Source organism: Pseudomonas koreensis (assembly GCF_036668835.1).
In the GTDB taxonomy this organism is placed as follows: domain Bacteria; phylum Pseudomonadota; class Gammaproteobacteria; order Pseudomonadales; family Pseudomonadaceae; genus Aquipseudomonas; species Aquipseudomonas koreensis_I.
This window is the reverse complement of sequence record NZ_JAZEVW010000001.1, coordinates 487,914-507,567: the sequence shown is the minus strand read 5'-3', so window position 1 is coordinate 507,567 and position 19,654 is coordinate 487,914. Positions and strand designations below refer to the sequence as shown.

The window sequence follows — 19,654 nt, the reverse complement described above, 5'->3', positions numbered from 1 at the left end:
CCCCTTCGCGAGCAAGCTCGCTCCCACAGGGAACTTCAGCGATTGCAGGTTTTGTGTCCGACACGGACCAAATGTGGGAGCGAGCTTGCTCGCGAAGGGGCCGGCCCGGTCAGCAGAAAATCTTCGGTCAAATACCTCTGTTTCAATGACTGGCAAAAGTTGGAAGGCTTCTTGCAATAGCCGCCGTGCGCCCACTCGGGGCGTCAAAAGTTTGCTTTAAAGGAACGGGGAAAACCGGTGGATCGCTCTCAGTTATTCAACACTGCTCGCACAAACGTTGCCGACCTCAGTCGAGGCAATCTGGGCGTGCCGTTGTTGCTGCTGGTCATGCTGGCGATGATGATGTTGCCGGTGCCGCCGTTCTTGCTCGACGTCTTCTTCACCTTCAACATTGCCCTTTCCATCGTCGTCCTGCTGGTGTGCGTGTATGCGCTGCGGCCGCTGGATTTTGCGGTGTTCCCGACCATTCTGCTGGTCGCGACCCTGTTGCGACTGGCGCTGAACGTGGCCTCTACGCGGGTGGTGATGCTCCACGGTCAGGACGGCCACGCCGCCGCCGGTAAGGTGATCCAGGCCTTCGGTGAGGTGGTGATCGGCGGTAACTACGTGGTCGGTATCGTGGTGTTCGCGATCCTCATGATCATCAACTTCGTCGTGGTGACCAAGGGTGCCGGGCGGATTTCCGAGGTGAGCGCGCGTTTTACCCTCGATGCGATGCCCGGCAAACAAATGGCGATCGACGCCGACCTCAACGCCGGCCTGATCGACCAGAATCAGGCCAAGTCGCGCCGTCAGGAAGTCGCCCAGGAGGCGGAGTTCTACGGTTCGATGGACGGTGCCAGCAAGTTCGTCCGTGGTGACGCCATCGCTGGCCTGCTGATTCTATTCATCAACCTCATCGGCGGCATGGCTGTCGGTATCTTCCAGCACAACATGGGTTTCGCCGACGCCGGCAAGGTGTACGCCTTGTTGACCATCGGTGACGGTTTGGTGGCGCAATTGCCATCACTGTTGTTATCGACAGCGGCGGCGATCATGGTGACCCGTGCTTCCGGTTCGGAAGACATGGGCAAGCAGATCAACCGCCAGATGTTCGCCTCGCCCAAAGCGCTGGCCGTGGCTGCAGGGTTGATGGCGGTGATGGGCCTGGTGCCGGGCATGCCGCACTTCTCCTTCCTGAGCATGGCCGCGCTGGCCGCTGGCGGCGCCTACCTGTTCTGGAAAAAGCAGAACGTCGCCAAGGTCGTGGCGCTGGAAGAGGTCAAGCGTCAGCAAGAACTGCTGCCATCGCCGGCACGCGCCATGGAAACCAAAGAGCTGGGCTGGGACGACGTCACGCCAATCGACATGATCGGCCTGGAAGTCGGCTATCGCCTGATTCCGCTGGTGGACCGCAATCAGGGTGGGCAGTTGCTGGCGCGGATCAAGGGCGTGCGCAAGAAGCTCTCGCAGGATCTGGGCTTTCTGATGCCGACCGTGCACATCCGCGACAACCTTGATCTGGCGCCGAGTGCTTATCGCTTGACGCTGATGGGCGTGATCCTCGCCGAAGCCGAGATCTACCCGGACCGCGAACTGGCGATCAATCCGGGCCAGGTCTACGGCACGCTCAACGGCATCAACGCCAAAGATCCGGCTTTTGGTCTTGAGGCGGTGTGGATCGAAATCAGCCAGCGTGCCCAGGCGCAATCGCTTGGCTACACCGTGGTCGACGCCAGCACCGTGGTTGCGACGCACTTGAACCAGATTCTGTACAAGCACTCCAGCGAGCTGATCGGCCACGAAGAAGTCCAGCAACTCATGCAATTGCTGGCCAAGAGCTCGCCGAAACTGGCGGAAGAGCTGGTGCCCGGCGTGGTTTCGCTGTCGCAATTGCTCAAAGTGCTGCAAGCGTTGCTCGCCGAACACGTGCCGGTGCGCGATATCCGCAGCATCGCCGAGGCGATCGCCAACAACGCCGCCAAGAGTCAAGATACCGCCGCGTTGGTGGCTGCGGTGCGGGTCGGCGTATCCCGTGCAATCGTCCAAAGCATTGTAGGCACTGAGTCCGAGCTGCCTGTGATCACGTTGGAACCAAGGTTGGAACAGATATTGCTCAATAGTCTGCAGAAGGCAGGACAAGGCTCGGAAGAGGGCGTTCTGCTGGAGCCAAGCATGGCTGAGAAGCTGCAACGTTCGTTGATCGAAGCGGCGCAGCGTCAGGAAATGCAAGGTCAGCCGGTGATCCTGTTGGTCGCCGGACCGATCCGCGCGATGCTCTCGCGCTTTGGCCGCCTCGCCGTTCCCGGACTGCATGTGCTGGCCTACCAGGAAATACCGGACAACAAGCAAGTGACCATCGTTGCGACAGTAGGGCCCAACGGCTGAGGTAGTGGTTTATGCAAGTTAAGCGTTTTTTCGCCGCCGATATGCGTCAGGCCATGAAGCTGGTTCGCGATGAGCTGGGCGCTGATGCCGCCATCATCGGTAACCGCCGCATTGCCGGCGGCGTCGAGTTGACGGCAGCACTCGATTACAAACTGTCGGCGCTGGCGCCACGGGTTCCGAACATGGAACTCGAGGACGAGCTGCGCAAGACCCAGTCGCGCATCGTCACCGCTCAGGCCGAATTGAGCCTGCGTGGCGAAGCCGACGGCAACACCAATCAGCAGTTGTTCGCCGGGCTGCCGTTGACGGCCGGCCTGCCGCTGACCGCCGCCGAGCCGTTGACCGAGCCGACCTACGCCGCGCCGCCACGTCCGGCCGCAGCGCCTGCACAAGCCTCGGCGGGCGTCGATCCGCGTGCGCTGGACTCGATGCGCTTTGAATTGAACAGCCTGCGTGAGCTGATGGAAGTCCAGCTCGGCACGCTGGCCTGGAATCAGTTGCAGGGCAGCCGCCCGGCGCAAGCCAATCTGTATCGCCGTCTGCAGCGCATTGGTCTGTCGGGCCCGCTGTCGCGCGACTTGCTGGCGATGATCACTGACATCGAAGAACCGCGTCAGGCCTGGCGCATGTTGCTCGCGCATCTGGCACGGATGATTGCCGTGCCGGAAGTCGAGCCGCTGGAAGAGGGTGGTGTCATTGCGATGGTCGGTCCGGCTGGCATGGGCAAGACCACCACGCTGGCAAAACTGGCGGCGCGTTATGTGCTCAAGTACGGCGCGCAGAATGTCGCGCTGGTGAGCATGGACAGCTTCCGCATCGGTGCGCAGGAACAACTCAAAACCTTGGGCCGCATTCTCAATGTGCCGGTGACCCACGTCGATCCGGGCCAGTCGCTGGTGCAGGCGCTCGATCCGCTGCTGCGCAAGCGCGTGGTGCTGATCGATACCGCCGGCCTGCAGGCCAGCGATCCGGCGTTGCGCATGCAGCTGGAAAGCCTGGCCGGGCGTGGCATTCGCTCAAAAAATTATCTGGTCCTGGCAACCACCAGCCAGAAACAGGTTCTAACCGCCGCTTATCATAGTTACAAGCGTTGCGGGCTGGCCGGCTGCATTCTGACTAAACTGGATGAAACAGCCAGTCTTGGTGAAGTGTTGAGCCTGGCGATCAGTCATGAATTGCCGGTTGCGTACCTGACCGATGGCCCACGGATTCCAGATGATCTGCATCTGCCGCGCCGTCATCAACTGGTCAGCCGCGCCGTCAGCGTGCAAATGCAGGAAGAACCCAGCGAAGAAGCCATGGCTGACATGTTCGCTGATATCTATCACAGCCCGACCAAGCAGGTTGGCTGAGGTAATCATGAACAGTTTTTGTACCTACATCGATGGTCTGCCACGCATTGTTCCGATCCGGAACGCGCAGCCAGTAATGTGGCCTCCGTCTATGCAAGACAAGGTAAAGAAATAACATGGGCAGCATGCATCCCGTACAGGTGATCGCGGTGACCGGCGGCAAAGGTGGCGTCGGCAAGACTAACGTGTCAGTGAACTTGTCGCTGGCGCTGGCAGAGCTTGGCCGTCGGGTCATGCTGCTGGACGCCGACCTCGGTCTGGCGAACGTCGACGTTCTGCTGGGGCTGACCCCCAAACGCACGCTGGCCGACGTCATCGAAGGCCGCTGTGAACTGCGCGACGTGCTGTTGCAGGGCCCGGGCGGGATTCGCATCGTGCCGGCGGCGTCCGGCACGCAGAGCATGGTGCACCTGAGCCCGGCGCAGCACGCCGGCCTGATTCAGGCGTTCAGCGACATCGGCGACAATCTCGACGTGCTGGTGATCGACACCGCTGCGGGTATTGGTGACTCGGTAGTCAGTTTCGTCCGCGCGGCGCAGGAAGTGTTGCTGGTGGTGTGTGACGAGCCGACCTCGATCACTGACGCCTACGCACTGATCAAGCTGCTCAACCGCGATTACGGCATGAACCGCTTCCGCGTCCTCGCCAACATGGCGCAGAGCCCGCAGGAAGGCCGTAACCTGTTCGCCAAGTTGACCAAGGTCACGGACCGTTTCCTTGACGTCGCCCTACAATACGTAGGCGCCGTCCCGTATGACGAAAGCGTGCGCAAGGCCGTGCAGAAACAACGCGCCGTCTACGAAGCCTTTCCACGCTCCAAGTGCGCCCTGGCCTTCAAGGCCATCGCGCAGAAGGTCGACACCTGGCCGTTGCCGGCCAACCCGCGCGGCCATCTGGAGTTTTTCGTCGAGCGTCTCGTGCAGCAAACCGCAGGGCCTGTGATATGACCGCCAGTGGCATGAATCTTTACAAGAAGTCGGCGCGTGACGCGCAGTACGAGTTGATCGAGCGTTACGCGCCACTGGTCAAGCGCATTGCCTATCACTTGCTGGCACGGTTGCCGGCCAGTGTGCAGGTCGAAGACCTGATCCAGGCCGGCATGATCGGCCTGCTCGAAGTGTCGACCAAGTACGACGCCAGCAAGGGCGCCAGTTTCGAAACGTACGCGGGCATTCGAATCCGCGGCGCGATGCTCGATGAAGTGCGCAAAGGGGACTGGGCGCCACGCTCGGTTCACCGCAATACCCGGATGGTCAGTGACGCAATTCGCTCGATTGAAGCTAAAACCGGCCGTGACGCTAAAGATCACGAGGTTGCGGCCGAACTCCAATTGAGTCTCGACGATTATTACGGGATTTTGAATGACACTTTGGGCAGCCGCCTGTTCAGTTTCGACGACCTCTTGCAGGACGGCGAACACGAAGGGCTGCACGAGGATGGCGCCAGTGCTCATATGGAGCCGTCACGCGATCTGGAAGATGAACGTTTCCAGGCGGCGCTGGCGGACGCGATTGCCAATTTGCCGGAGCGTGAGCGACTGGTGTTGGCGCTGTACTACGACGAAGAGCTGAACCTCAAGGAGATCGGTGAAGTCCTTGGCGTCAGTGAATCGCGGGTCAGCCAGTTACACAGCCAGTGCGCGGCCCGTTTGCGGGGGCGTTTGGGGGAGTGGCGAGCGCGCTGAAGGCAGTGTGGGGACACTGCGAAACGAGGCTGGTGCAGTGATGAGCGGCGCCGGTCTCGATCCGTTGTGCTCCAGACAAACTTTCAGTGCTGCGCCAATTGATTGAAGTGGCGCGTCCAGGTGCTGGGCGCGTTTAAGACTGCTTGGAGGTCGAATTGAACAAAGACATGAAAATCCTCATCGTTGATGACTTCTCAACGATGCGGCGGATCATCAAGAACCTGCTGCGCGATCTTGGGTTCACCAACACTGTCGAGGCCGACGATGGCATCACCGCCATTCCGGTACTCAACAGCGGCAGCATCGACTTTCTGGTAACGGACTGGAACATGCCGGGCATGACCGGTATCGACCTGCTGCGCCACGTGCGCGCCGATGAAAAACTCAAGCACCTGCCGGTGCTGATGGTGACCGCTGAAGCCAAGCGCGAACAGATCATCGAAGCCGCTCAGGCCGGTGTGAACGGCTACGTGGTCAAACCTTTCACGGCTCAGGCGTTGAAAGACAAAATCGAGAAGATTTTCGAACGCATCGGCTGATGAACGCGCGGGGGAGCTATGGAGCATAACGAATCTTCACAGGGCGATTTTGAATCGACCCTGAAAAAACACGCGGTCGAACTGGTCGAGAGCCTTGAAAAGGGCAGGTTCGGCGACGCGGTGCAACTGATCCATGAGCTCAATCAGACCCGTGACCGTGGCCTGTATCAGGAAGTGGGCAAGCTCACGCGTGAACTGCACAGTGCGATCGTCAATTTCCAGATCGATCCGCACATGCCGCAGGCCGAGGAAGTGTCGCAAATCACCGACGCCACCGAACGTCTGGGCTATGTGGTCAAGCTGACGGAAGCCGCGGCCAACCGCACCATGGATCTGGTGGAAAGCGCCACGCCGGTGGTCAACAGTCTGGCCGATGAAGCCCAGACGTTGAGCGCCGATTGGGGTCGCTTCATGCGTCGCGAGGTCGGGGCTGAAGAGTTCCGCGAGCTGGCGCGCCGGGTCGACGGTTTTCTGTCACGCAGCAGCACGGACAACCGTGCGGTGTCGAGCAATCTCAACGACATCCTGCTGGCCCAGGATTACCAGGACCTCACCGGTCAGGTGATCAAGCGCGTGACCCAACTGGTCACCGAAGTCGAAAGCAATCTGCTCAAACTCGTCCTCATGGCCAGTCAGGTCGACCGCTTTGCGGGCATCGAACATGACCGTGCCGCGATGCTTGCCGAAAAAGATCCACAAAAACATCTCTCGCAGGGTGAAGGTCCGCAGATTCATGCCGATAAACGAGAAGACGTTGTGTCCGGTCAGGACGATGTGGACGATTTGTTATCCAGCCTTGGATTCTAGATTTTCGGAATTCGGGTTTTTTGGGTTTTTAGACCTGTAGGAGCACCCCATTAATGAGCTTCGGCGCCGATGAAGAGATCCTTCAGGATTTCCTGGTTGAGGCCGGCGAGATTCTTGAGCAACTGTCCGAACAACTGGTCGAGCTGGAAAGCCGCCCGGATGATGCAGATCTGCTCAATGCAATTTTTCGCGGTTTCCACACTGTAAAAGGGGGCGCCGGCTTCCTTCAGCTCAATGAGCTGGTGGAGTGCTGTCACATCGCCGAAAACGTGTTCGACATCCTGCGCAAGGGTGAGCGTCGCGTTGATGCAGAACTGATGGACGTCGTGCTCGAGGCATTGGACGCGGTGAACAGCATGTTCAGCGAAGTCCGCGAGCGTGCGCCGATCACTGCGGCCACGCCGGAGCTGCTGGCGGCGCTAGCGCGTCTGGCCGAGCCGCAAACCGCTGACGAAGCCCCGGCTTCGCCAGTGGCTGAGATGATCGAGGAACTGGTCGTCGAAGGCGACGCATCCGGCGACATCACCGATAACGAATTCGAGCAGTTGCTGGACTCGCTGAACGCCGTCAAGGCCGAAGCCGAAGCCCCGGCCGCTGCTGCCCCTGCGCCAGCCGCCGATGTGCCGGCCAGTGATGAAATCACCGACGCCGAGTTCGAGTCGTTGCTCGATCAGTTGCACGGCAAAGGCCAGTTTGCGGTGGACGCGGTAGCACCGACTGCGGCGGCTCCCGCCGCACCGGCCAAGGGCGACAGCTCCGATATCACCGACGATGAATTCGAAGCTCTGCTTGATCAGCTGCACGGCAAGGGCAACTTTGCTGTCGATGCGCTGGAGTCGGCAATCGCTTCGGCCCCGGCTGCACCTGCTGCACCGGCCGCCGCCGCAGCCGGCAGCGACCTGATCAGCGATCACGAATTCGAATCGCTGCTCGACGAATTGCACGGCAAAGGCAAGTTTGACGCCAGCGCCGCGACGGCGGGCTCCGCATCAAGCGTTGCCACGCCGGCCGCCAAGGCTCCGGCTGCTGCCGCTGCTGCGCCAAAAGCTGCGCCCAAGCCTGAGCCAAAAGCTGAAACGCCGAAACCGGCCGCTGCTGCACCGGCTCCGGCCCGTGCGCCTGCCGCGCCGCCTGCGGAAAAACCGGCGAGCGAAGCCGAGACCACCGTACGGGTCGACACCGCGCGGCTCGACGAGATCATGAACATGGTCGGCGAGCTGGTGCTGGTGCGTAACCGTCTGGTGCGCCTGGGCCTCAACAGCGGCGACGAAGCCATGTCCAAGGCCGTGTCGAACCTCGACGTGGTCACTGCTGATCTGCAGACCGCCGTGATGAAGACGCGGATGCAGCCGATCAAGAAAGTCTTCGGGCGCTTCCCGCGTCTGGTTCGCGACCTCGCTCGTCAGCTCAAGAAAGAGATCAACCTGGAACTGGTGGGTGAAGAAACCGACCTCGATAAAAACCTTGTCGAGGCCCTGGCCGACCCGCTGGTCCACTTGGTACGCAACGCCGTCGACCACGGCATCGAGTCGCCGGAAGAACGCGAAGCGTCGGGCAAGGCCCGTGGCGGTCGCGTGGTGCTGGCGGCCGAGCAGGAAGGCGACCATATCCTGCTGTCGATTTCCGACGACGGCAAAGGCATGGACCCGAACGTGCTGCGTGCGATCGCGGTAAAACGCGGGGTGATGGACAAGGACGCGGCCGATCGCCTGAGCGATACCGAGTGCTACAACCTGATTTTCGCCCCGGGTTTCTCGACCAAGACCGAGATCTCCGACGTGTCCGGCCGCGGTGTCGGCATGGACGTGGTGAAGACCAAGATTTCCCAGCTCAACGGTTCGATCAACATCTACTCGACCAAGGGCCAGGGCTCGAAGATTGTCATCAAGGTGCCGCTGACCCTGGCGATCATGCCGACGCTGATGGTCATGCTCGGCAACCAGGCGTTCGCGTTCCCGTTGGTCAACGTCAATGAGATCTTCCACCTCGACCTGTCGACCACCAACGTCGTCGACGGTCAGGAAGTGGTGATCGTGCGCGACAAGGCGCTGCCATTGTTCTACCTCAAGCGCTGGCTGGTCAGCTCCGCCGCTCACGAAGAGCAGCGTGAAGGCCATGTGGTGATCCTTTCGGTGGGCACTCAGCGGATCGGCTTTGTCGTCGATCAACTGGTCGGTCAGGAAGAAGTGGTCATCAAGCCATTGGGCAAAATGCTGCAGGGCACTCCGGGCATGTCCGGCGCCACCATCACCGGTGACGGCCGCATTGCACTGATTCTCGATGTTCCAAGCATGCTCAAGCGTTACGCCGCACGGCGTATTTGAATCCGGGGCGGCGGGGCGCTGACGTCCCGCTGCACCTAATGGAGTGTTTATGGCAGTCAAAGTCCTGGTGGTGGACGATTCGGGGTTTTTCCGCCGCCGCGTCTCGGAAATTCTTTCAGCGGACCCGAGCATCCAGGTGGTCGGCACCGCAACCAACGGTAAAGAGGCGATCGATCAGGCGCTGGCGCTCAAGCCGGACGTGATCACCATGGACTACGAGATGCCGATGATGGACGGCATCACGGCGGTGCGGCACATCATGCAGCGCTGCCCGACCCCGGTGTTGATGTTCTCCTCGCTGACTCACGAAGGCGCGCGGGTGACCCTTGATGCGCTGGATGCCGGTGCGGTGGATTTCCTGCCGAAGAATTTCGAAGACATCTCGCGCAATCCCGAGAAGGTCAAGCAACTGCTGTGCGAGAAGGTTCACAGCATTTCGCGCAGCAACCGTCGCTTCAGTGCCTACAGCGCCCCGGCGCCTGCCGCTGCGCCAGCACCGACGCCTGCGCCTGCTTCGACTGCGTCGAGCTACAGCAGCCACAGCAGCCCTGTTCCGGCGCGTCCGGCTCCTGCGCCTGCTCGTGCATCCGCTGCCAGCGCTGCGTCGGCAGCACCAAAACGCAAAGCCTACAAACTGCTTGCCATCGGGACATCGACCGGCGGCCCGGTAGCCTTGCAACGCGTGCTTACGCAATTGCCGGCCAACTTTCCGGCGCCGATCGTGTTGATCCAGCACATGCCGGCGGCGTTCACCAAGGCATTTGCCGAGCGTCTCGACAAGCTCTGCCGCATTAGCGTCAAGGAAGCCGAGGATGGCGACATCCTGCGTCCGGGCCTGGCGTTACTGGCGCCGGGTGGCAAGCAAATGATGATCGACGGCCGTGGCTCGGTGAAAATCCTCCCGGGCGATGAGCGTCTGAACTACAAGCCTTGTGTCGACATTACTTTCGGCTCGGCGGCGAAATCCTACGGCGACAAAGTGTTGGCAGTGGTGCTGACCGGCATGGGCGCCGACGGCCGTGAAGGCGCGCGTCTGCTCAAGCAGGGCGGCAGCGCGGTGTGGGCGCAGGACGAGGCCAGCTGCGTGATTTACGGCATGCCAATGGCCATCGTCAAAGCTGATCTGGCCGACGCGGTGTACAGCCTCGATGACATGGGTAAACACATCGTCGAGGCGTGTCTCTGATGGATGTTCTCAGCCTTATCGGCCTGATCATGGCGTTTGTCGCCATCATCGGCGGCAACTACCTTGAAGGTGGCCACCTCGGCGCGCTCGCCAACGGTCCGGCGGCACTGATCGTGCTCGGCGGTACCGTCGGCGCGGCGCTGCTGCAATCGCCCATGAGCGCGTTCAAACGCGCCATGCAGATTCTGGCGTGGATCTTCTTCCCGCCGCGCGTCGACTTGGCCGGCGGCATCGACCGCGTGGTCAACTGGAGCCTTACCGCGCGCAAGGAGGGCTTGCTCGGGCTCGAAGGCGTCGCCGATGCCGAACCCGACGCGTACTCGCGTAAAGGCCTGCAATTGTTGGTTGACGGTGCCGAGCCGGAAGCCATTCGCAGCATTCTCGAAGTGGATTTCTACACTCAGGAATCCCGTGATATCGAAGCGGCCAAGGTCTTTGAAAGCATGGGCGGCTACGCGCCGACCATCGGCATCATCGGTGCGGTCATGGGCCTGATTCACGTCATGGGCAACCTGGCCGATCCGTCGCAGCTGGGCAACGGCATTGCCGTGGCATTCGTCGCAACGATCTATGGCGTGGCCAGTGCCAACCTGATCCTGTTGCCGGTGGCGGCCAAGCTGAAGTCAATCGCATTGCGGCAGTCGCGTTATCGCGAAATGTTGCTGGAAGGAATCCTGTCGATCGCCGAAGGTGAAAACCCGCGCTCTATCGAGTTGAAGCTTCAGGGCTTCATGGATTGATGGGGGAAATGGACTATGGCTCGTCGCAGGCACCAGGAAGAACACGTTAACCACGAGCGCTGGCTCGTGTCTTACGCCGACTTCATCACATTGCTGTTCGCGTTCTTCGTGGTGATGTACTCGATCTCGTCGATCAACGAAGGCAAGTACAAAGTCATTTCCGAAGCGCTGATCGGGGTGTTTACTGACTCCGATCGCTCGCTCAAACCGATTCCGATCGGCGACGAGCGGCCGAAAACCGTGACCCCGGCCAAGCCGCTGGTCAAGGATGCCGAGCAGGTCGACGCCGGTATCGCTGGCGCCAGCGATCCGCTGAAGAGCATCGCCGATGACATCAGCGCCGCGTTCGGTGACTTGATCAGCTCCAATCAGATGACCGTGCGCGGCAACGAACTGTGGGTTGAGATCGAACTCAACTCCAGCTTGCTGTTCGGCAGCGGTGATGCGATGCCAAGTGACATCGCGTTCAACATCATCGACAAGGTTGCGGCGATTCTGAAACCGTTCGACAACCCGATCCACGTCGAAGGTTTCACTGACGATCAACCGATCCGCACCGCGCAATACCCGACCAACTGGGAGCTGTCTTCGGCGCGTTCGGCGAGCATCGTACGCATGCTGGCGATGCAGGGCGTAAATCCCGGTCGGCTCGCTTCGGTGGGCTACGGTGAGTTTCAGCCGGTGGCCAACAATGCCACCGTCGAAGGCCGTGCGAAGAACCGTCGCGTGGTGCTGGTGGTGTCGCGCAATCTTGATGTGCGCCGCAGCCTGACCGGCACCGGGACGGCGAATGCGCAACCGGATGCGGCACTCAAGCGGGCTGGCACACAAACTGCACCGACCCCGGTCAAGACGCCGGGACGCGAGAGTGCCGTCAATTCTCCGTCGCCCGCATTAACACGCTGAAACATGTCTCGGCCGAGCCAATCGGCCGGGAGGAACGAACTGAATGAGAGTCTGGGCAGTCGCCAATCAAAAGGGTGGTGTCGGTAAAACCACATCTTCCATCGCTTTAGCCGGGTTGCTGGCCGAGGCGGGCAAGCGCGTGGTTGTGGTCGATCTCGACCCGCACGGCTCGATGACCAGCTATTTCGGCTACGATCCCGACAGTCTGGAACACAGCAACTACGACCTGTTTCTGCACAAGGGCAGCGTGCCGCAAGGCCTGCCAGGGCAGTTGCTGCTGTCGACCAGCGACGAACGCATTTCGCTGTTGCCGTCCAGCACCGCACTGGCCACCCTTGAGCGCCAGTCGCCGGGGCAAAGTGGCCTCGGCCTGGTGATCGCCAAGAGTCTGGCGCAGCTGTGGCAGGACTTCGATTACGCGATCATCGACAGCCCGCCGTTGCTCGGCGTGTTGATGGTCAACGCCCTCGCGGCGAGCCAGCAACTGGTGATCCCGGTGCAAACCGAGCACCTGGCCGTCAAAGGCCTGGAGCGCATGGTCAACACCCTGGCGATGATCAACCGCTCGCGCAAACAGGCGCTGCCGTTCAGCATCGTGCCGACCTTGTTCGACCGTCGCACGCAAGCCTCTATGCACACCTTGCGTGTGCTGCGTGACAAATTCCCCGAGGAGATCTGGCAGGGTTACATCCCGGTCGACACGCGTCTGCGCGACGCCAGCCGCGCCGGTGTCACGCCTTCGCAGTTCGACGGCAAGAGCCGTGGCGTGCTCGCCTATCGCGCGTTGCTCAAGCACCTGCTCGCGCAACAACTTGTTGCGCAGGTGGCGTGAACATGAATCGCCCGGTCAAACTCACTTCACGTCCGCAACGGGCCTTGCAGTCCTATCTGGAAGACTTGCTGCTCGACGTGCCCGAAGAGTTGGCGTCGCCCGTTGCGCAACAGGCGCAGGCTGAAACCGTCGAAAGCACGGAGGTGATGGACGAGTTCCAGGCCGCGGTGCTCGAAGAGCAGGCGCGCGATGCGCAGAAAGCCGCCCGACCTGCCGCCGCGCCGGTTGTCGCGCCAGTGGCCAAGGCACCGGTGGCCTTGCTCGAAGAGCCGCGCGCCGTGGTTTCGACCCTGATGCCGCTGCTGCAAACCCAATTACTGAAAGTACCGGAGCCGCAAATCCCTGCGCCGGCCCCGGTTGTCGAAGAACCAGAAGATCCACAGGTGCTGGTGCCGCCGCTGGTCGAAGTGCACCTGCCGCCGAACAACCCACCGCCGCCAGTGGAAGCCGACGGGCGCCCGGCGTGGGCTGCCGAAGCCTTCGAATGCCTGCTGTTCGACGTCGCCGGGCTGACCTTGGCGGTCCCGCTGGTGTGCCTCGGTTCGATCTACTCGCTGGCCGGCCAAGAGCTGACACCACTGTTCGGTCAGCCGGAATGGTTCCTCGGGATTCTGCCGAGCCAGGCCGGCAACCTGAAGGTGCTCGACACCGCGCGCTGGGTCATGCCGGATCGCTACCGCGATGATTTCCGCCAGGGCTTGCAGTACGTGATTTCGGTACAGGGTTACGAGTGGGGCCTGGCGGTGCATCAGGTCAGCCGCTCGTTGCGCCTGGACCCGAATGAAATCAAATGGAGAAGTCACCGGGGTCAGCGGCCATGGCTCGCCGGCACCGTGATCGAGCACATGTGTGCATTGCTTGATGTCTCCGCGCTGGCCGAGTTGATCGCCAGTGGCGGAGCAAAGCACATGAGCGGCAACAAGCCGCTACATAAACCGACTTAGCAGCCGACATAACTATCAGGCGATGGCATTGTTCAATGCCACCACACAGAACACACACCGCCCGGGGCGGTTTTTTCGAGGGGTCAGGGTATGAGTAGTCAGGCGTCGAATGCAAAAGGTTCTGAAGATCCGATCCTGCAATGGGTGACCTTCAAACTGGATAACGAAACCTACGGCATCAACGTGATGCGCGTGCAGGAAGTGTTGCGCTACACCGAGATCGCGCCAGTGCCGGGTGCGCCAAGCTACGTGCTGGGCATCATCAACCTGCGCGGTAACGTGGTCACCGTGATCGACACCCGTCAGCGCTTCGGCCTGAGCACCGGTGAGATCAGCGACAACACCCGTATCGTCATCATCGAAGCCGACAAGCAGGTGGTCGGGATCATGGTCGACAGCGTGGCCGAAGTGGTTTACTTGCGTCAGTCGGAAATCGAAACCGCACCGAACGTCGGTAACGAAGAATCGGCCAAGTTCATCCAGGGCGTGTGCAACAAGAACAACGAGTTGCTGATCCTGGTCGAGCTGGACAAGATGATGAGCGAAGAAGAGTGGTCGGAACTGGAGAGCATCTGATTTGATTCTCGAGGTTGCAGTCATTGTCCTGTTCCTGTTCTGGGCAGGCACGCTGGCGATGTTCGTCTCGTACATCAAGGCGCAGCGGGTGATCGCTGCGCAGCAGGCCGAGGGCGATGCGCTGCGTGATCAGCGCATCAAAGACCTGGCCAAGCGTGTCGACGACTACCAGAATGGCAACGTGCGCATGGGCGAAGCCCTGCACGAACTGCGCGCGGTGGTCAGCCCGTTGCCGGACAAAATCGTTGCCCTGGAACAGCGCGACCCGTCGAGCCTGTCGTTCGCCCAAGCGGCGAAACTGGTGGGCATGGGTGCGAGTGTTGATGAACTGACTCAGTCCTGCGGGTTGACCCAGGCTGAGGCGGAGTTGATGCGTAAGTTGCACAAGGGCAGCTAGGAGCTTCTAGCTTCAAGCGGCAAGCAAGATCAAAAGCGCTATTTGCGAGCAGGCTCGCTTCCACATTGGTTCGGCGTACACCGATCTAATGTGGGAGCGGGCCTGCTCGCGAAGGCGTCTTTGAAACCTCAATAATCATCCCCGCGTGCGGTGATGTCCTTCTCGACCATCGGCGCGTCCGGGTCGTGTCCCTCGGGAAATTTTCCTTTCAGATTCCACGCAAACGCGATGATCTCGGCGATCGTGCGGTAGAGCTCTTCGGGGATGCTGTCGCCCAGTTCCATGCGCGCCAGCAGGCGCACCAATTCGGCATTCTCGTAAATCGGTACGTCGCAATCGCGGGCGATGCGCAGAATCTCTTCGGCCAGTTCTTCGTCACCCTTGGCGGTGAGGGTCGGGGCGTGGTTGCCGTCGTATTTGAGGGCGATGGCCTGGCGTGGGGCAGTGGAATCGTTCATGCGGTTTCGTCGACCCAGCGGTGTTCGAGGCGGGTTTGGTTACCTTGCGGCGGGGTGCCGTGGTGGCAGTCGATGTCGCCGACATTCAGCCCGCGATCGAGCAGGCGCTGGCGCAAGGCGAACAGGTTGTTTTCGATCAGGTCGGCCGTGTACGGCCGCTCGGCCCAGAGTTGCCCGGACAGGCTGCCGGCCACCAGTTGCGCCTGAATCTGCAAGGGCCCGAGCGGTTCCATGTCGAAGGCCAGATCGACGCGCCACAGTTGCTGTCTGGGTTCGCGCTCGTCGCGGCGCTCGTTTGCTTGCGGCTCGCGTTCCGGCGCTTCTTCGCGCTGGAACTTGACCTGCAACGGCACGATGTCCTGCAGGTTGCGCATGGGGATTTCCAGTTGCCAGGTGCTGAGCAAGCGCCCGTCGTCGGTGACGCCGGTCTGTTCCAGGCTCGACAGCTGATGGCTTTGCAGGCGCGATACCGCGGCGGCAGCGAGGCGCAGCAACTGCTCCAGATCGCCTTCGCCGTCCTGGCTTTGCAGCAAACGCTCGGGCAATGGAAAACTGCTCGGCACGGGTTTGGCGCTGACCTGGCCGAGCATGCCCAGGGCGTTGCGCACGAAACTCGGTAGCGCTTGCGCCAGGGTGTTGGCGGCAATGATCGCGTTGAAACTGGTACTGCTCGGCAGGCCCGGCGTCAGTTGCGCGATCAGCTTGAGCAGATCGGCTTTCATGTCCGGCGCGAGGGTCGGGGTTTGCCCGGTCAGCATTTTGGTTTCGAGGAATACGCCGCTGTTGGCCAGGGCCAGTGCGACACCTTTGGCGGTACTCATTTGCTGTACGTCCGGCAGGCTGGCGAGCAGCTTGTCGACCAAGGCACGTAAATCCGCTGACGTCTGATCGGTGGCCGGCGGCAGGTTTTGCAGCGCATTCAACAGGCCACTCAACGAGGCCTGGCGACTTTGCTGGCCGAGCAGTTGCTGGCTGACGGCCAGTTGTTCCTGACGGCTGCTCAGCGGCAAGAATTTCAGGGTTTGCGTGTCTTCGACGATGGCTGAAAGCAGCGTGCCGATGCGCAGCGGTTGCGGGCTGTCGATGGTCAACGTGCTGCCGCTCAATGCGGTGTTGAGCAGGCTGACCATCGAGCGAAACACCGTCGCTTGTCCCGGCGTCTGCGGCAGAACCTGTGAGGTCAGCACCTTGCCCTGCAGCAGCGTGCCGACCGGCAGTTGCGCGGTATCCAGGCGGGTGAGGGCGGCAACATTGCTGGCAATCGCCTGCTGCACGGTGATCGCCAGATTACCCGCCGAGGGCTGGGTGATCGCCAGGTTGGTGCCTTGGGGCAGCGGCAGACTGCTGGTCGCTTGCACGGTGGTCTGACGGCCGCCATCGACGGTCACCTTGAGCAGCAATTCAAAGGTTTGATCGGCCTGCTTGAGCGACAACACCTCGGCCTTGGCGCTTTGTCCACTGCCGATCAAGCCTTCAACCGGAGTCAGCAGCTTGAGCAGTTCGCCGACCTGCGGGCGCACCGTCGCCGCAGAGGCGGGCGGCAGCGGGAGGATGTTGATTTCGCCTGTCATACGCGGACACAACCTGAGGAAATAGCGCTCTTGAGAGTAAGGCACGGCATGTATAATGCCGCGCGTCGTGCGCTTCGTTGAAAAAACATAGCAATTGTTTGATCCAGCTCGCCAGTTCGAGCCTTCAATGCATCTATGCTGCCTCTCTTTAACGGCCGCGCCAGAGCCGACTTGAACCGTATAAGGCCCGTGATCCCTTGACCAGTCCTGTCCTGCAAACCATTGCCCTGGCGTGTGAACGTGATCTGCGGCTGCTCTTCGAGAACTTCGAATTGCGCCTGGGCGGTGGCGATATGGTGCAGATCAGCGGTCCCAACGGCAGCGGTAAAACCAGTCTTTTACGTCTGCTGGCCGGTCTGATGCAACCGACTGACGGCCAGGTCCTGCTCAACGGTCAGCCATTGACCGAGCAACGCCATGAACTCGCCCGCAACCTGTTGTGGATCGGCCACGCTGCCGGGATCAAGGATTTGCTGACCCCGGAAGAAAATCTGTCCTGGCTCTGCGCCCTGCATCAGCCCGCCGACCGCGAGGCGATCTGGCAAGCACTGGCAGCGGTAGGATTACGCGGTTTCGAAGATGTTCCCTGCCACAACCTGTCGGCCGGCCAGCAGCGTCGTGTGGCATTGGCGCGGTTGTATCTGGACAGCCCGTTGCTGTGGATTCTCGATGAGCCGTTCACCGCGCTCGACAAACAAGGCGTTGCGCAACTTGAAGAACACCTGGCCGGGCACTGCGAGCGCGGAGGTCTGGTGGTACTGACCACGCACCACTCGCTGAGCCGGATGCCGGCCGGTTATCGCGATATCGATCTGGGGAAGTGGGCCGTATGAGTGTGTTCGGTCTGCTGCTAGCGCGTGAGTCCCGACTGCTGTTTCGCCGTCCGGCGGAGCTGGCCAATCCGCTGATTTTCTTCGCCATCGTCATTGCGTTGTTCCCGCTGGCCGTCGGCCCGGAAACTCAGGTCTTGCAAAACCTGTCCCCGGGGTTAGTCTGGGTGGCGGCGTTGTTGTCGGTCCTGCTGTCGCTGGACGGCCTGTTCCGCAGTGACTTCGAAGACGGCTCGCTGGAACAGTGGGTCCTTTCGTCGCACCCGCTGCCACTTCTGGTCCTGGCCAAGGTGCTGGCACACTGGCTTTTCTCCGGTCTGGCACTGGTGCTGCTCTCGCCGTTGCTGGCGCTGATGCTCGGTTTGCCGACCGCTTGCCTGCCGGTGTTGCTGTTGTCGTTGCTGCTGGGCACACCGGTACTGAGCTTGCTCGGCGCGGTGGGCGCGGCGTTGACGGTGGGGTTGAAACGCGGCGGCCTGTTGCTGGCGCTGCTGATTCTGCCGTTGTACATCCCGGTGTTGATCCTCGGCAGTGGCGCCTTGCAGGCCGCCTTGCAAGGTATGCCGGCGACCGGGTATCTGCTGTGGCTGGGTAGCCTGACCGCCCTGGCAATCACCCTGACACCGTTTGCAATAGCGGCTGGCCTGAAGATCAGCGTCGGCGAATAATAATGAGGTCTGGTTAAAATTTAACCACTTTGTCAAAAAGAATGACCCGCGCCAGCTCACATCGAGGAGCGGCACCCGTGATGGAAACAACATGAACTGGACCTGGTTTCACAAGCTCGGCTCGCCCAAATGGTTTTACGGCATCAGCAGCAAGTTGCTGCCGTGGCTGAGCATCGCCGCGTTGCTGCTGATCGCTGTCGGCGTCGTCTGGGGCCTGGCCTTCGCGCCGCCGGACTATCAGCAAGGCAACAGCTTTCGCATCATCTATATCCACGTGCCTGCAGCGATGCTGGCGCAGTCGATCTACGTGATGCTGGCGGTGTGTGGCGTGGTCGGGCTGGTGTGGAAAATGAAACTGGCCGACGTCGCCCTGCAATGCGCCGCACCGATCGGCGCATGGATGACCGCCGTGGCGCTGGTTACCGGGGCGATCTGGGGCAAACCGACCTGGGGTTCGTGGTGGGTCTGGGACGCGCGACTGACTTCGATGCTGATTCTGCTGTTCCTGTATTTCGGCGTGATTGCGCTGGGCAATGCGATCAGCAACCGTGACAGCGCCGCCAAGGCCTGCGCGGTGCTGGCGATCGTCGGCGTGATCAACATTCCTATCATCAAATACTCGGTGGAGTGGTGGAACACCCTGCACCAGGGCGCGACCTTCACCCTCACCGAAAAACCGGCGATGCCCGCAGAAATGTGGCTGCCGCTGCTGCTGACGGTGCTGGGTTTCTACTGCTTCTTCGGCGCCGTGCTGTTGCTGCGCATGCGCCTTGAAGTGCTCAAGCGCGAAGCCCGCGCCAGTTGGGTCAAAGCTGAAGTGCAGCACAGTCTGGAGGCCGCTCGATGAGTTTCGCGTCATTCGGCGACTTCCTCGCCATGGGCCATCACGGCCTGTATGTCTGGTCGGCCTACGGCATCTGTCTGGCGGTGCTGGCCCTCAACGTGGCGGCGCCGATCCTGGCCCGCAAGCGCTATCTGCAACAAGAGGCGCGTCGTCTGCGCCGGGAGAACGGCCAGTGAATCCGCTGCGCAAGAAACGTCTGATCATCATTCTGGCCATTTTGGTCGGGGTCGGCGCTGCCGTCGGCCTGGCCCTCAGTGCGCTGCAGCAGAACATCAATCTGTTCTACACCCCGACCCAGATCGCCAATGGCGAAGCGCCGCAAGACACGCGCATCCGCGCCGGCGGCATGGTTGAAAAGGGCTCGCTGCAACGCTCAAAGGATTCGCTGGACGTCAGATTCGTCGTCACCGATTTCAACAAGTCCGTGACCATTGCCTACCGCGGCATCCTCCCGGACCTGTTCCGCGAAGGGCAGGGCATCGTTGCCCTTGGCAAGCTCAACGCCGACGGGGTGGTGGTGGCCGATGAAGTGCTGGCCAAGCACGACGAGAAGTACATGCCGCCAGAAGTGACCAAAGCGCTGAAAGACAGCGGTCAATCCGCGCCAACCCCTGCGAAGGAGGGCTGAC

21 protein-coding genes are annotated in these 19,654 nt (G+C 61.2%); 19 read left to right on the top strand and 2 right to left on the bottom strand.

Annotated features, from left to right (window positions below; translation table 11 throughout):
- The first annotated feature begins 237 nt into the window (after nucleotides 1–237).
- The 14 genes from flhA (at nucleotide 238) to V6F91_RS02125 (ending at nucleotide 14,654) form a co-directional block, all read left to right on the top strand.
- Nucleotides 238–2,367: a flagellar biosynthesis protein FlhA gene (gene flhA, locus V6F91_RS02190; RefSeq protein ID WP_332762005.1), complete on the top strand. Its 2,130-nt coding sequence runs from the start codon at nucleotides 238–240 to the stop codon at nucleotides 2,365–2,367.
- An 11-nt stretch (nucleotides 2,368–2,378) separates the two neighbouring features.
- Complete coding sequence (gene flhF / locus V6F91_RS02185; RefSeq protein ID WP_332762004.1) at nucleotides 2,379–3,719, top strand: flagellar biosynthesis protein FlhF; 1,341 nt, start codon at nucleotides 2,379–2,381, stop codon at nucleotides 3,717–3,719.
- Between the two features lie 116 nt (nucleotides 3,720–3,835).
- Nucleotides 3,836–4,666, top strand: a complete 831-nt coding sequence (fleN, locus tag V6F91_RS02180; protein WP_016771060.1) for a flagellar synthesis regulator FleN — start codon at nucleotides 3,836–3,838, stop codon at nucleotides 4,664–4,666.
- Nucleotides 4,663–5,403, top strand: coding sequence for an RNA polymerase sigma factor FliA (gene fliA, locus V6F91_RS02175; RefSeq protein ID WP_016771059.1), 741 nt, complete (start codon nucleotides 4,663–4,665; stop codon nucleotides 5,401–5,403). Before fleN ends, fliA begins: the two co-directional genes overlap by 4 nt.
- A 167-nt stretch (nucleotides 5,404–5,570) precedes the next feature.
- On the top strand, nucleotides 5,571–5,942 hold the full coding sequence (locus tag V6F91_RS02170; protein WP_008072643.1) for a chemotaxis response regulator CheY: 372 nt from the start codon (nucleotides 5,571–5,573) through the stop codon (nucleotides 5,940–5,942).
- A gap of 18 nt (nucleotides 5,943–5,960) precedes the next feature.
- Complete coding sequence (locus V6F91_RS02165) at nucleotides 5,961–6,749, top strand: protein phosphatase CheZ (RefSeq protein WP_042607546.1); 789 nt, start codon at nucleotides 5,961–5,963, stop codon at nucleotides 6,747–6,749.
- A 53-nt stretch (nucleotides 6,750–6,802) separates the two neighbouring features.
- Complete coding sequence (locus tag V6F91_RS02160) at nucleotides 6,803–9,073, top strand: chemotaxis protein CheA (RefSeq protein WP_332762002.1); 2,271 nt, start codon at nucleotides 6,803–6,805, stop codon at nucleotides 9,071–9,073.
- A gap of 49 nt (nucleotides 9,074–9,122) precedes the next feature.
- Nucleotides 9,123–10,259, top strand: coding sequence for a chemotaxis response regulator protein-glutamate methylesterase (locus V6F91_RS02155; protein WP_332762000.1), 1,137 nt, complete (start codon nucleotides 9,123–9,125; stop codon nucleotides 10,257–10,259).
- The gene (locus tag V6F91_RS02150; protein WP_090282377.1) at nucleotides 10,259–10,999 is read left to right on the top strand and encodes a flagellar motor protein; all 741 of its coding nucleotides are present in this window, start codon (nucleotides 10,259–10,261) and stop codon (nucleotides 10,997–10,999) included. Before V6F91_RS02155 ends, V6F91_RS02150 begins: the two co-directional genes overlap by 1 nt.
- Nucleotides 11,000–11,014: 15 nt before the next feature.
- Entirely contained in the window at nucleotides 11,015–11,905 is an 891-nt protein-coding gene (motD, locus tag V6F91_RS02145; RefSeq protein WP_042607549.1) for a flagellar motor protein MotD, read from the top strand.
- A 43-nt stretch (nucleotides 11,906–11,948) separates the two neighbouring features.
- Nucleotides 11,949–12,737, top strand: coding sequence for a ParA family protein (locus V6F91_RS02140; RefSeq protein WP_208938224.1), 789 nt, complete (start codon nucleotides 11,949–11,951; stop codon nucleotides 12,735–12,737).
- Between the two features lie 2 nt (nucleotides 12,738–12,739).
- Nucleotides 12,740–13,681: a CheW domain-containing protein gene (locus V6F91_RS02135; protein ID WP_332761994.1), complete on the top strand. Its 942-nt coding sequence runs from the start codon at nucleotides 12,740–12,742 to the stop codon at nucleotides 13,679–13,681.
- Between the two features lie 90 nt (nucleotides 13,682–13,771).
- Entirely contained in the window at nucleotides 13,772–14,257 is a 486-nt protein-coding gene (locus tag V6F91_RS02130) for a chemotaxis protein CheW (RefSeq protein ID WP_090282380.1), read from the top strand.
- Nucleotide 14,258: 1 nt separating this feature from the next.
- Complete coding sequence (locus V6F91_RS02125) at nucleotides 14,259–14,654, top strand: DUF2802 domain-containing protein (RefSeq protein WP_332761992.1); 396 nt, start codon at nucleotides 14,259–14,261, stop codon at nucleotides 14,652–14,654.
- 128 nt (nucleotides 14,655–14,782) lie between these two features.
- Here the strand turns inward: V6F91_RS02125 and V6F91_RS02120 are convergent, their stop codons facing one another.
- Together V6F91_RS02120 and V6F91_RS02115 are read right to left on the bottom strand one after the other, a co-directional pair.
- The gene (locus V6F91_RS02120; protein WP_186620262.1) at nucleotides 14,783–15,112 is read right to left on the bottom strand and encodes an EscU/YscU/HrcU family type III secretion system export apparatus switch protein; all 330 of its coding nucleotides are present in this window, start codon (nucleotides 15,110–15,112) and stop codon (nucleotides 14,783–14,785) included.
- Nucleotides 15,109–16,683 (bottom strand): flagellar hook-length control protein FliK, encoded by a 1,575-nt coding sequence (locus V6F91_RS02115; protein WP_332761988.1) that lies wholly within the window; start codon nucleotides 16,681–16,683, stop codon nucleotides 15,109–15,111. Before V6F91_RS02115 ends, V6F91_RS02120 begins: the two co-directional genes overlap by 4 nt.
- Nucleotides 16,684–16,880: 197 nt before the next feature.
- Here V6F91_RS02115 and ccmA point away from each other — a divergent pair, with 197 nt between their 5' ends.
- The 5 genes from ccmA to ccmE all read left to right on the top strand — a co-directional run bounded on the left by ccmA (nucleotide 16,881) and on the right by ccmE (nucleotide 19,653).
- Nucleotides 16,881–17,516: a cytochrome c biogenesis heme-transporting ATPase CcmA gene (gene ccmA, locus V6F91_RS02110; RefSeq protein WP_332761987.1), complete on the top strand. Its 636-nt coding sequence runs from the start codon at nucleotides 16,881–16,883 to the stop codon at nucleotides 17,514–17,516.
- Entirely contained in the window at nucleotides 17,513–18,181 is a 669-nt protein-coding gene (gene ccmB, locus V6F91_RS02105; protein WP_093103412.1) for a heme exporter protein CcmB, read from the top strand. Before ccmA ends, ccmB begins: the two co-directional genes overlap by 4 nt.
- A 91-nt stretch (nucleotides 18,182–18,272) precedes the next feature.
- The gene (locus V6F91_RS02100) at nucleotides 18,273–19,028 is read left to right on the top strand and encodes a heme ABC transporter permease (RefSeq protein ID WP_332761985.1); all 756 of its coding nucleotides are present in this window, start codon (nucleotides 18,273–18,275) and stop codon (nucleotides 19,026–19,028) included.
- Nucleotides 19,025–19,201 (top strand): heme exporter protein CcmD, encoded by a 177-nt coding sequence (gene ccmD, locus V6F91_RS02095; protein WP_007939192.1) that lies wholly within the window; start codon nucleotides 19,025–19,027, stop codon nucleotides 19,199–19,201. The genes V6F91_RS02100 and ccmD overlap by 4 nt, the downstream gene beginning before the upstream one ends.
- Nucleotides 19,198–19,653 carry a cytochrome c maturation protein CcmE gene (ccmE, locus tag V6F91_RS02090; protein ID WP_332761979.1) on the top strand — a complete coding sequence of 152 codons (456 nt, stop codon included), beginning with the start codon at nucleotides 19,198–19,200 and terminating at the stop codon, nucleotides 19,651–19,653. The genes ccmD and ccmE overlap by 4 nt, the downstream gene beginning before the upstream one ends.
- Nucleotide 19,654: the final 1 nt, after the last annotated feature.